Source organism: Pseudomonas sp. CC11G, from assembly GCF_056174845.1.
The window spans coordinates 36,157-47,456 of sequence record NZ_JBWBZC010000021.1; the positions used below are offsets into that span (position 1 = coordinate 36,157).

Here is an 11,300-nt window from a genome sequence, read left to right on the forward strand (position 1 = left end):
TAGAAAAGTCCGAGCTCTGGGGCGAAGTGCGGAGGCGATAGCAGGCTTTACAGTTTGGTTGCCTTTTTCTGCGTTCGTCTATGTTCCTTCGACATATTAAGGCTGTTCAAACTGATTCGGTCATGCTAAAACCTCTACATGAGATGATCTAGTCGCTTGAAAACGAAGGGAAAATCATGACCAAGTCGGAGCTGATCGAACGCATCGTTACTCACCAGGGACTGCTTTCACCGAAGGATGTCGAGCTGGCGATTAAGACCATGCTCGAGCAGATGTCCCAGGCGCTCGCTACCGGTGATCGTATTGAGATCCGTGGTTTCGGTAGCTTCTCTCTTCATTTTCGCGCGCCTCGGGTTGGTCGAAACCCAAAAACCGGCCAGTCCGTACGGCTCGATGGCAAGTTTGTCCCACACTTCAAGCCCGGCAAGGAACTGCGGGATCGAGTGAACGAGGATGAGTGATCAGGCGCCGCACACCTTTTGATTGCTTCTGCTCCAGCTGCATTTTCTCTGCCCTCGCTTTTAAAGGCTAAGAGCACACCTGCTGAAGTCACCTCCGAAAATAATTTCCGGTAGACTGGCGCGGCGCCTGGCGCGTTGCACAGCTGGCTTGCGTTCTCGTGAACATTGAGCGTTCGCAAGTCGAGAGCTAAAGGGGGGGGGGGCGGTTTTCGGCCCGCGATTCAGTTTTGAGTGTGCTTACATTTGTACCACTTTAATGTCCTGATTCGAATTTAGTAGTATGCGTTGTTAAAAAAGATCTCCAGATGTTTAGGGGTTATTATTTTTGAGAAGTGAAATGGATAATAAGCCGATTTTTGTAACTCAGCCTTATTTGCCGCCCTTGGAAGAGTTTATCCCTTATTTGCAAACGATTTGGGACAACAAAATACTTACCAATGGCGGTCCCATGCACCAAGAGTTGGAGTCGGCACTGTGCAAGTACTTGGGCGTTGAGTATATTTCTTTGTTTAACAACGGTACGATCGCGTTACTGACCGCGTTGCAGGCGTTGCAAGTGACTGGCGAAGTTATTACCACCCCTTATTCTTTCGTTGCTACTGCGCATTCCCTGTTATGGAATGGTATCAGCCCGGTTTTTGTTGACGTTCACCCCGATACGTTGAACCTTGCTCCGGCAAAGATTGAAGCCGCCATTACGCCGCGGACCACTGCCATTTTGCCGGTTCACTGTTACGGCAATCCGTGTGATGTGGCGGCGATACAACAAATAGCCGATAAGCATAACTTGCGTGTGATCTATGATGCTGCGCATGCGTTTAATGTGAAGGACGGCGGCGGTAGTGTACTTCGGCACGGCGATCTAAGTGTGCTGAGTTTTCATGCGACCAAGGTGTTCAACACGTTTGAAGGCGGGGCTATTGTCAGCCCCGACGCAGCGACAAAAAAACATATCGACCAGTTGAAGAATTTTGGCTATGTCGACGAAGTGACAGTGGTTGCACCAGGCATCAACGGCAAGTTAAGCGAAATGAACGCGGCCTTTGGCCTGCTACAGCTCAAGTACATAGATGGTGCGGTGGCGCGTCGACGTGTCATCGATGGGCACTACCGATCGCTGCTAAGTACGGTGAGTGGCATTCGCCCGGTCGAAGCACTTGAGGGCGTGGAGGGTAACTACTCCTATTTCCCGATTCTGGTGGAAAATCAGTACCCGCTGAGCCGCAATGAGTTGTATCAACGCCTGAAAGATAACAACATATTTTCTCGTCGTTATTTCTACCCATTGATTAGTGATTTTCCGATGTATCGCAGCATGCGCTCGGCGCATCCGACCAATTTACCGGTAGCTGCACAAGTATCGCAGCAGGTGATTTGTCTCCCGATCTATCCAGAGTTGAGCCATGAGGATCAGCTCAGAATTGTTTCGATAATCGCTGCGCGCTAGCCAATCGCTAACGGTTTTCGTACGTGCTTTATTATGGGGTCACTGTTGAGTCGGCTCGTTACCAATGGGCCGGCTTACAATTTGAGCATGAGTTAAAAGTGTCTCTGAAAAATACAACGTTTTTTGGCGTTATCTGGAATTTTGCCGAATTTTTCCTAAGGCGCGGGGTGGCGGCTATTGCCACCTTGGTCCTTGCTCGTTTCCTGGCACCTGAAGATTTTGGATTAATCGCCGCCATCTCCATTTTCCTGGCCTTGGGCAGTGGCTTGATGGATTCCGGAATTCGGGATGCGTTGATTCGTCGCAGAAAACTCAGCCGCCGACTGTTAAATACAGCTTTTTTCGCCGGGTTGTTCATGGGCGCAATTGCTTACGCCCTGATCTACGTGGCCGCGCCTGCGATCGCTGGCTTTTATGATAATGCCATGGTGCTTGACGTGGTGCGGGCGGCAGGCGTTGTCATTGTTATCAGTTCAATTCAGATCGTCCCCTCTGCATTATTGGCCAATAGGCTGGAGTTCAAGTCCCTGCTATTGGCCAATTTTCCCGCTTCGGTTATCTCGGCGGCTGCAGCGCTGCTCGCGGCTTACGCGGGTGCGGGGGTCTGGGCATTGGTTTTGCAGAGTGCAGTGTTTGCGCTGGTCTCCACTGTATTCATCTTTTTGAAGGCTGGGTGGCGGCCACAGCTCCAATTTGACCTGAAGTTGATCCTGATTCTGTATGGGTTCGGTTACAAGTTGTTTGTTGCCAATATCATTTCCATCGTGGTCAGAAATATCACCCCGACAATCCTAGGTCGCTATTTGGGGCTGACATCAGCGGGAATTTATTACCTGCTTGATAAGATCATGGAGTTGGTCATGGGCCAGTTGGTTTATGCCATTCAGAATGTTACCTACCCCGCATTATCGAAGGCCGGCTCCAATGATGAGGCGCTGAAAGTTTTCTACCAGAAGATAATCATCCTCTCAGCGGCAATCGTCAGTCCGGTATTGGCGATAGGTGCCGGGTTGGCTGGGCCGGTTTTCAATCTGCTGTTCAACGATAAATGGAATGCCGCCGTGCCTTATTTTCAGGTGATGTGCGCGGTGTATCTCCTTTATCCGTTGCACGCGATAAACCTCAATTTGCTTAAGGTTAAAGGACGTTCGGATATTTACTTGAAGCTTGAAGTCATCAAGGCGTTCATCATTATCTCAATTCTCGCTGTTTCAATTAACCACGGCCTGTACGCGGTTCTGTTGGGGCAATTAGCGGGTTCGATACTCTGTTATCTGGTGAATAGTCACTATGCCAGAGCACTCATCGGTTATTCCTACACCGAGCAGGTAAAGGATTTTTCGCCCTATATACTTGTGTCGCTAATAGTGGCGGGGCTCAGCCATGCGCTCTCGTCGGTATTGATCGCTCTGCCGGCACTTTTGAATATTCTCGTTGTTGGAGGTGGGGCCGTAGTCCTGTATCTGGTACTGTGTTTCGTATTCGACTTAGGGCAGTTGACCTAGTTCGGTCAATTTTGCCTGTACGCTGATGGAGTCCGTTTTGCGCAAGTACAAGTTTCTTATTTTTACGCCGCCGTATAACCCGAACGAGGGTGGGGCGGTGGTATTGCACAAGCTGTGCTCCTTATTGAATGAAACCGGGCATGAAGCCTACCTGTATAAAATGTTCAGAACATTCGAAATCGGTCAGGAGAGTTGGCGCCGCGAGTTGTTCGAGTTTTTCGGTAGTTGGATTTTTACCTGGTTTCGAGAATTTACTCAGAACCCGATGTTTAACACCCCAGTGTTGACCTCATTGCCGGCTGACCTCAACAGCAACTGGATCGTGATTTACCCTGAGATTGTGCTAGGCAACCCGTTGGGCGCTGCCCATGTGGTCCGCTGGTTCCTGCACCGGCCTGGCTATCATACGGGGCGCATCTCCATTGGAGAGGGCGAGTTCCACGTCGCCTTTAATGAGTTTTTTACCGAGTCTGCGCTTCCAGGCTGTTACAAACCGCAAGAGTCTCTTTCTGTCGTTCACTATCCCTTTGACTTATATAACCTTTCGGGAGCGGTGAGCGAGGAGGCGCGTACAGGTACCGCCTACTGCATACGCAAGGGCAAGGGTAAACCCCTTGAACATGACCTGACCGATTCGATTCTCATCGATGGGTTTGAGCATGCCGAAGTGGCGGCGATTTTCAAACGTGTGAAGACGTTTATTTCCTACGATACCTACACCGCCTATTCTGCGTTGGCGGTGCTCTGTGGCGCAGAATCGATTGTGGTTCCGGATCCCGGTGTCGAAAAGTTGTCCTGGTATAAAAACCCTGAAATGCGCTACGGCCTGTCATATGGCTTTGACGATAGAGATTGGGCTAAGGAAACTGCACCCTTGTTGGAGCCTACTCTGCGTAAGAGTGAGTCCAGGTCTGTTGATTCGGTAATGAAATTTGTTGTTAATGTTCAGGCGTTCTTCAATAACCGCTAACTGATGAGTTTTTTCGAGGAGATGATCGTGCTGCCAAAGGCAAGGATTTTGAAAGCAGTTTTACCTCCGGTTTTATTTGAGTCGCTACGGTTAGCATTTGGGCAGAAAATCCCTTTTTATAAAGATTATCAGGCTTGTGTCAGGGGCAAGAATGGCATTGAAGTAGGTGGCCCGAGCAGCGTTTTCAGAACCTTCTTGCCGCTTTATCCGGTTGTTAATCGGTTGGATGGAGTGAATTTTTCCAATGAAACAATTTGGGAAGGGGCATTACGGGCTGGGGGCCAATACCGCTTTTACAATAGCAAGGTCGGGATGCAACACATTAATGATGCCTCTGATTTAAGTGGCATTGAATCTGCCTCCTACGATTTTCTATTGTCGTCCAATTGCCTGGAGCATGTGGCCAACCCATTGAAGGCGATCAGCGAATGGCGCCGAGTGCTGAAGCCAAAAGGGGCTTTTGTTTTGGTTTTGCCCAGGAGGGAAGGCAATTTTGACCACCGCAGACTGGTTTCAACATTCGATCATTTGCTCGAAGATTTCTCCACGCATGTGGGTGAGGATGACCTTACCCATTTGCCAGAGATTCTGGAACTGCATGATTTGGCAAGGGACCCGCAAGCGGGGACGCTTGAACAGTTCAAAGTTCGTAGTTTGAGTAATCTCAGCAACAGAACATTACATCATCATGTGTTTGATATGCCGCTGATGGAAGAAATTCTCGAATTCAGCGGTTTCGATGTTCTTCAACGTCATGTCACGGAAAGTGACTTTTTTATCCTTGGGCTGAAAAAGACTGGAAAGTAATTATATATAGTTAATTATTTTATGGAGCTTGAGGTTTGGTTTTTATGGATGCTTATGTTGTTGCGGTAGTGGTTACCTTCAACCCCGATCAGTCGGCAGTGACCGCGCTGGTGCGTTATCTTTCGTCGGCAGTAACCCAGGTGGTAGTGGTTGACAATACGCCGGTGCAATCGGGTGTTGATGTTGCTGAGTTTTTCGAAAGCTTGAAGAATGTAGTTGTTCATCAGTTTCACGAGAACAAAGGTATTGCCACTGCGCTGAATTTTGGTATCGGTATCGCGAGAAAAAGCGGCGCTGACTATGTATTGCTTAGCGACCAAGACAGTAGCCCAGCCGCGGATATGGTTACGCAGCTGCTCGCTGCAATGGATCAGTTGCGCCTTGATGGCCAGGACAAAATTGCGGCGGTCGGCCCAGTTTATGTCGATGGGCGCGACGGTACTGTTTCACCCTTTGCTCGGTTGGGCCGACTCAAATTCCGGCTGGTGGCCCCGTCCAGTGCGGAACCCATCATTAAGGCAGCGGCGCTGATTTCTTCTGGTTCTCTTATTCCGCTCTCGGTGCTTGATGCCGTCGGTGATATGCGCGATGAACTTTTTATCGACCTGGTCGACACCGAGTGGTGTTTGCGCGCTGGCGCCGCCGGTTACGGCTGTTACGGTACCTACCATGCGCGGATGGAACACCCCGTTGGCGATGAGTTGATGCGCATCGGCTTTTTCAGGCAGATCTATGTGCCCATGCACAGTCCTCTGCGCTTGTATTATCAGTTCAGAAATGCCTTCTACTTATATAAAGACAGCGTTATACCGTTGAGCTGGAAAATTAACGACCTAGTTTATCGGTTCGGCTTATTTCGCGCCTATATGTTTTTTGCCAGGCATAAAGCCACCTATTTTTGGTCGATCTTTTGCGGGTTCTGTCATGGCTTGATCGGTAAAATGGGGCGCAAAGGTTCGTAATGGTCCTGTCTTGTGTGGGACGGTCTTATTTCAAGTGTTGTGAAAACAGTCAGGTTGAGTTGTTGTGAAGATACCAAGCGTCAATGTCCTGCTCTCTACGTATAACGGAGAGCGTTACGTCGCCGAGCAGATCGAAAGCCTGCTGTTGCAAGTTGATGTGCGTGTGCGCTTACATGTCAGAGACGACGGTTCCAGGGATGGCACACTGGCTATTCTTCGTGCGTTCGAGTCTGAGCATGAAAATATCCGCGTGGTCGCTGGAGATAACCTCGGTTACGTCGCCAGCTTCTTCCAGTTGTTACGGGATGCGGACAATGCTTGCGAGTATTTTTCCTTCTGCGATCAAGATGATGTGTGGCAGCCCGGCAAGCTGATTACCGCGGTTGAGCAAATTGCGGCGCGGTCTACGGTTGCCCCGGTCATGTATTTTTCGCGCACCGAGTATGTAGACGAGCACCTGCAGCACCTGGGATTTTCAGCAGCGCTTGATCGTTCGCGAATCGGTTATGAAAACGCACTGGTTCAGAATGTGGCGACCGGTTGTACCGTCGTGCTCAACAATGCAGCGCGTAGCCTGGTGGTTGCAAAGCTGCCGGCGTTTTGTCTGGTGCATGATTGGTGGGTTTACCTGGTGGTCTCCGCATTTGGCGAGGTTGTTTACGACGCGCAAGCCCACATCAAATACCGGCAGCACGCCGGTAATGCAATCGGAGCGGCGGATACCGTTTGGGGTGTGTACGTACGCCGTATAAAACGGTTTTTCTTGGCGAAAAAGAATGCCGCTGCGTCGTTGCAGTTAGCCGAGTTTTATCAGCTGTATGGTGACGTGCTGGATGTGCAGCGGCGGACGGAGTTGGGACTTCTTGCGGCGCCTGACAAATCGATCTTGTTGCGCCTGAAGCTGATGTTCGCCGGTGGCTATCATCGAAACAGCCGTGTCGATGACTGGCTGTTGCGCATTATTTTATTAATCGGCCGTTTTTAGTAACTGAGCAAACGTGATGATTGTATGTGTAACCGGAGCGACGGGTTTTATTGGCCGGCACTTGTGTGGGGCATTGCTTCGTCTTGGCCATGTCGTTCGTGGCATCACCCGCGACTTACAGAAAAAGCCTGTCGACGGCGTTGAGTATTTTTATGGCGATATCATTACCGGGGAGGGGGACTTCTGTGCCTTCTTCAAGGACGCCGATGTTTTTTTCAACTGTGCGGGAGAAATTACCGACCCCTCGCGGATGTTGTCGCTGCATGTCGATGGCACGCTATATCTGATTGGTTTTCTTGAGCAGGAAATGGCAATCAGGGCCAAGCCTGTGCGCTGGGTACAACTGAGCAGTGTCGGTGCCTATGGTCTGAGCAATCGGCCCCCCAATGCGCCGCGGCGAGTGGATGAACACGCGCCCGAGCGCCCGGAAGATGCCTACGAAATTACCAAAACCGTTTCGGATCACCTGGTTTTAAAGGCCGCCGACAGGCTGAATTTACTGACTTGTACGGTGCTGCGCCCAACAATTGTGGTGGCGGCAGATATGTCCAATCAGTCGTTCTTCCAGCTGGCCAATGCGGTTCGACAGAGAATGTTCTTCTACGTGGCGGACCAGGCAGCGGTGGCCAACTATGTTCATGTAGACGATGTGATTTTGGGATTGTTGGCCTGTGGTTTTGCTGAGCGGCAAGCCGGCGGTATTTATGTGGTTGCCAATGACTGTCCGCTGCTCGATGTCATCAATGCCATCGCCGATTTTTACGGAGTTTCCCGGCCCTGGATTGTCATTCCGGAGCGGCTTACCCGTTTGCTCGCCACTGTGTTCTCCAAGGTCCCGCGGTTCCCACTTACGCAAAGTCGGGTCGATGCGTTGGTCAAGCGTACGTCTTATTCTTCTCAGCAGTTAATCGATCAGTACGGGTTGCGCAACAAGTGTTCTTTGCCGGACAGCATTCCTGCAATTTTGCAGGGGCGTCGATGATCCGGCTTACCATGAAGTGGGAATTTGCCAGGTGGTAATCAAGAAAAAGGTTTGCCTAGTCGCTACGGTGCCCGTGGCGCTGAAGGTTTTTATGCGCGAGCACATTGTGTGTTTGTCGCAGACCTATGCAATTACGCTGGTGTGCTCAGGTGATGTACGCGAGTTGCAGGCGCTGTTCGCCGGCCTTGATGTGCGCTGTGTGTCACTGAACATCGAACGAAAAATTTCGCTGCTGAGCGATTGCGTGTCGCTGTTCAAACTGTGCCAATTCTTTCGATCGGAGCGATTTGATGCGGTGCAGGCGCTGATGCCCAAGTCGGGCCTACTGGCAATGATGGCGGCGAAGGTGGTCGGCATTCCCGTCAGAATCCATATCTTCACCGGCCAGGTCTGGTCCACCTCGACGGGCGTGAAACGGCAGGTGCTCAAAGCTATGGACCAGCTGCTGGGCGCGTGCGCGAGCCACCTGATGGCCGACAGTCCTTCTCAGCGGGACTTTCTGGTTGCCGAGGGGATTGTTCGTCGAGAGAAAATTACCGTATTGGGCCTGGGGTCCATCAGTGGTGTGGATGGCGCTCGCTTTCGTCCTGATGCGACGGTACGCGCACGTATCAGGGCTCAACTGAACGTTCCGGCCGATGCCATGGTGTACCTGTTTATGGCACGTGTAACTCAAGCCAAGGGCGCGATCGATATGGTCGAAGGCTTTGCGCAGATGGCTGCTGCGGCGCCGTTGGCGCACCTGTTGGTTGTCGGGCCGGACGAAGAATTGCTCGATACCCAACTGAATAAGCGGGTAGCGGCGTTCAACGGACGTTACCACCGGGTTGGCTTTACCGATTGCCCGGAAGACTTCATGGCAGCGGCCGATGTGTTCTGTCTGCCGAGCTACCGCGAGGGGTTCAGCCTCGCCACTATTCAGGCCGCCGGTGCCGGGTTGCCGGCCATTGCATCGCGAATTTATGGCTTGAGCGATGCGGTGGACGAAGGGCTGACGGGGCTTATGCATGAGCCAGGGGATATCGAGTCCATCGCGCAATGCATGGCTCGCCTGTACACCGATGCCGCCTTGCGCGAGCAATTGGCCGAGGCGGCGCAGCGCCGCGCAAACAGCCATTTTTCGCAGGAATATATCGTTGGCCAAATGGCTCTTTTTATCAAGCGTTGTGGCCATGATAGTTGAAGCAGAAAAAATCAGAAAAGTGCTGGTTACCGGCGCCACCGGGTTTGTCGGTGCTGCGGTGGTGGACCAATTGCTGGCTGCACCCGGCACGCAGGTGCTGGTCGCGGCCCGACAGGCGCCAGCGGTTCAACGGCAGAACGTTGAATACCTCCGTTTTGACCTGCTTGAGCCCATCGTTTCGGCGCAAGCATTCGCAGGCGTCGACAGCGTCATTCACCTGGCGGCGCGTGTTCACGTGATGAACGAGATAGCGCAGCAACCGCTTCAGGCGTTTCGCGAGCACAATTTGGCGCCTACCCTGGCGCTGGCACGGCAGGCCGCAGAACGGGGCGTGCGGCGGTTCATTTTTATCAGCTCGATCAAAGTGAACGGCGAGCGAACCGAACCCAATCACGCGTTTAACGCCGATGAGAAGGGCCAGCCAAGTGACCCTTACGGCATATCCAAGTGTGAGGCCGAGCAGGGGTTGTTGGCACTGGCACACGAGACCGGCATGCAGGTGGTAATTGTCCGGCCGGTGCTGGTCTATGGCCCCGGCGTAAAAGCTAACTTCCACACCATGATGAGTTGGCTGAACAAGGGCCTACCGCTGCCCCTGGGCGCTATTGCGAACAAGCGCAGCCTGGTGGCGCTGGACAACCTAGTCGATTTGATACTGACCTGTGTGGATCATCCGGCGGCGGCCAATCAGGTGTTTTTGGTCAGCGATGATGAAGACCTCTCCACGACCGAGTTGCTGCGGCGAATGGGGCGTGCGCTTGGCAAGCCCGCTCGCTTGCTACCGGTGCCTGGGTGGTGGTTGAGTACGGCGGCCTCGGTGCTGGGTAAGAAGGACGTGGCCCAGCGACTGTGTGGGTCTTTGCAGGTTGATATCAGTAAGACTAAGTCGCTGCTTGGGTGGAGTCCGCCGGTTACTGTTGATTCCGCTTTAGCGAAGACGGCGAAGCATTTCCTAGAGCATCGAATCCCATGAATGTCTGGTTCTTTCTCGCGGCAGTGGCCGGCGCATCGCTATTGTTGACCCACGTGCTGCGCCGTTATGCCTTGTCATGCAGTCTGATGGACATTCCCAACGCCCGCAGTTCACACACCGCACCCACACCGCGCGGTGGTGGGGTGGCGATTGTGTTGAGTTTTCTCCTGGCGGTGCCCGTGTTGCCATGGCTTGGCGGTATCAGTTGGTCGCTCGCCTGGGCATTGCTGGGTGGGGGAGGATTCGTGGCGTTGGTAGGTTTTCTTGACGACCACGGCCATGTCGCCGCCCGCTGGCGTTTGCTGGCGCATTTTTCCGGCGCGGTTTGGGCGCTCGTCTGGTTGGGCGGTCTGCCCCCGCTAATGGTGTTTGGCCTCACGCTCAACCTTGGCTGGCTCGGGCATGCACTGGCAGCGGTGTATCTGGTGTGGCTGCTCAACCTCTACAACTTTATGGACGGCATCGACGGCATTGCAGGCGTCGAGGCGATCACTGTATGCGTCGGCGGGGCACTGCTGTACGCGGTGGTGGGGCAGAGCAGCCTGGCGTTAGTGCCGCTGTTGTTGGCGGCAGCCAGTGCCGGGTTTCTCTATTGGAATTTCCCCCCAGCGAAGATCTTCATGGGCGATGCCGGCAGCGGGTTTCTCGGTCTGACCTTGGGCCTGCTTTCGCTACAGGCCGCGTGGGTGGCCCCGCAGCTGTTCTGGAGCTGGCTGATTCTGCTGGCGGTATTTATCGTCGATGCGACCTGGACACTGCTGCGCCGCCTGCTTCGTGGTGACAAGGTTTACGAGGCCCACCGCAGCCACGCCTATCAATACGCTTCGCGTCGCCACGGTCGCCATCTACCGGTGACGTTGGCGGTATTGGCAATCAACGTGGGGTGGCTGTTGCCGCTGGCCACCATAGTGGCCCTTGGGCTTCTAGACGGTCTGCTAGGCTTGCTGCTGGCCAGCCTTCCACTGCTGTTTCTGGCGATCCGTTACGGTGCTGGAAAGCCGGAGTAGTGACTAAATATGCAAGCG

Annotated in this window: 11 protein-coding genes; all 11 read left to right on the forward strand. The window is 53.0% G+C overall.

From position 1 onward, the window contains the following. The first annotated feature begins 176 nt into the window (after positions 1–176). The 11 genes from ihfB (at position 177) to AC0V2S_RS21325 (ending at position 11,282) form a co-directional block, all read left to right on the forward strand. Complete coding sequence (gene ihfB / locus AC0V2S_RS21275) at positions 177–461, forward strand: integration host factor subunit beta (protein WP_108098123.1); 285 nt, start codon at positions 177–179, stop codon at positions 459–461. A 337-nt stretch (positions 462–798) separates the two neighbouring features. Continuing rightward, positions 799–1,908: a DegT/DnrJ/EryC1/StrS family aminotransferase gene (locus AC0V2S_RS21280; RefSeq protein ID WP_475511459.1), complete on the forward strand. Its 1,110-nt coding sequence runs from the start codon at positions 799–801 to the stop codon at positions 1,906–1,908. 98 nt (positions 1,909–2,006) lie between these two features. Then, positions 2,007–3,413, forward strand: a complete 1,407-nt coding sequence (locus tag AC0V2S_RS21285; protein ID WP_475511460.1) for a lipopolysaccharide biosynthesis protein — start codon at positions 2,007–2,009, stop codon at positions 3,411–3,413. Positions 3,414–3,450: 37 nt separating this feature from the next. Beyond that, on the forward strand, positions 3,451–4,383 hold the full coding sequence (locus AC0V2S_RS21290) for a hypothetical protein (RefSeq protein ID WP_475511461.1): 933 nt from the start codon (positions 3,451–3,453) through the stop codon (positions 4,381–4,383). Positions 4,384–4,410: 27 nt separating this feature from the next. Beyond that, positions 4,411–5,190, forward strand: a complete 780-nt coding sequence (locus tag AC0V2S_RS21295) for a methyltransferase domain-containing protein (RefSeq protein WP_475511462.1) — start codon at positions 4,411–4,413, stop codon at positions 5,188–5,190. 44 nt (positions 5,191–5,234) lie between these two features. After that, positions 5,235–6,152 carry a glycosyltransferase family 2 protein gene (locus tag AC0V2S_RS21300; protein ID WP_475511463.1) on the forward strand — a complete coding sequence of 306 codons (918 nt, stop codon included), beginning with the start codon at positions 5,235–5,237 and terminating at the stop codon, positions 6,150–6,152. A 64-nt stretch (positions 6,153–6,216) separates the two neighbouring features. After that, positions 6,217–7,137 (forward strand): glycosyltransferase family 2 protein, encoded by a 921-nt coding sequence (locus tag AC0V2S_RS21305; protein WP_475511464.1) that lies wholly within the window; start codon positions 6,217–6,219, stop codon positions 7,135–7,137. Between the two features lie 16 nt (positions 7,138–7,153). Continuing rightward, on the forward strand, positions 7,154–8,119 hold the full coding sequence (locus AC0V2S_RS21310; RefSeq protein WP_475511502.1) for an NAD-dependent epimerase/dehydratase family protein: 966 nt from the start codon (positions 7,154–7,156) through the stop codon (positions 8,117–8,119). 91 nt (positions 8,120–8,210) lie between these two features. Then, on the forward strand, positions 8,211–9,302 hold the full coding sequence (locus AC0V2S_RS21315; protein ID WP_475511465.1) for a glycosyltransferase: 1,092 nt from the start codon (positions 8,211–8,213) through the stop codon (positions 9,300–9,302). Further along, entirely contained in the window at positions 9,292–10,275 is a 984-nt protein-coding gene (locus AC0V2S_RS21320) for a UDP-glucose 4-epimerase family protein (protein WP_475511503.1), read from the forward strand. Before AC0V2S_RS21315 ends, AC0V2S_RS21320 begins: the two co-directional genes overlap by 11 nt. Further along, positions 10,272–11,282, forward strand: a complete 1,011-nt coding sequence (locus AC0V2S_RS21325) for an MraY family glycosyltransferase (RefSeq protein WP_475511466.1) — start codon at positions 10,272–10,274, stop codon at positions 11,280–11,282. The genes AC0V2S_RS21320 and AC0V2S_RS21325 overlap by 4 nt, the downstream gene beginning before the upstream one ends. Positions 11,283–11,300: the final 18 nt, after the last annotated feature.

Excerpts from the sequence above, each read along its gene's own strand:
- ihfB (WP_108098123.1), top strand. The coding sequence starts at position 177 with ATGACCAAGTCGGAGCTGATCGAACGCATCGTTACTCACCAGGGACTG.
- AC0V2S_RS21280 (WP_475511459.1), top strand. The coding sequence starts at position 799 with ATGGATAATAAGCCGATTTTTGTAACTCAGCCTTATTTGCCGCCCTTG.
- AC0V2S_RS21300 (WP_475511463.1), top strand. The coding sequence starts at position 5,235 with ATGGATGCTTATGTTGTTGCGGTAGTGGTTACCTTCAACCCCGATCAG.
- AC0V2S_RS21310 (WP_475511502.1), top strand. The coding sequence starts at position 7,154 with ATGATTGTATGTGTAACCGGAGCGACGGGTTTTATTGGCCGGCACTTG.
- AC0V2S_RS21315 (WP_475511465.1), top strand. The coding sequence starts at position 8,211 with ATGCGCGAGCACATTGTGTGTTTGTCGCAGACCTATGCAATTACGCTG.
- AC0V2S_RS21320 (WP_475511503.1), top strand. The coding sequence starts at position 9,292 with ATGATAGTTGAAGCAGAAAAAATCAGAAAAGTGCTGGTTACCGGCGCC.
- AC0V2S_RS21325 (WP_475511466.1), top strand. The coding sequence starts at position 10,272 with ATGAATGTCTGGTTCTTTCTCGCGGCAGTGGCCGGCGCATCGCTATTG.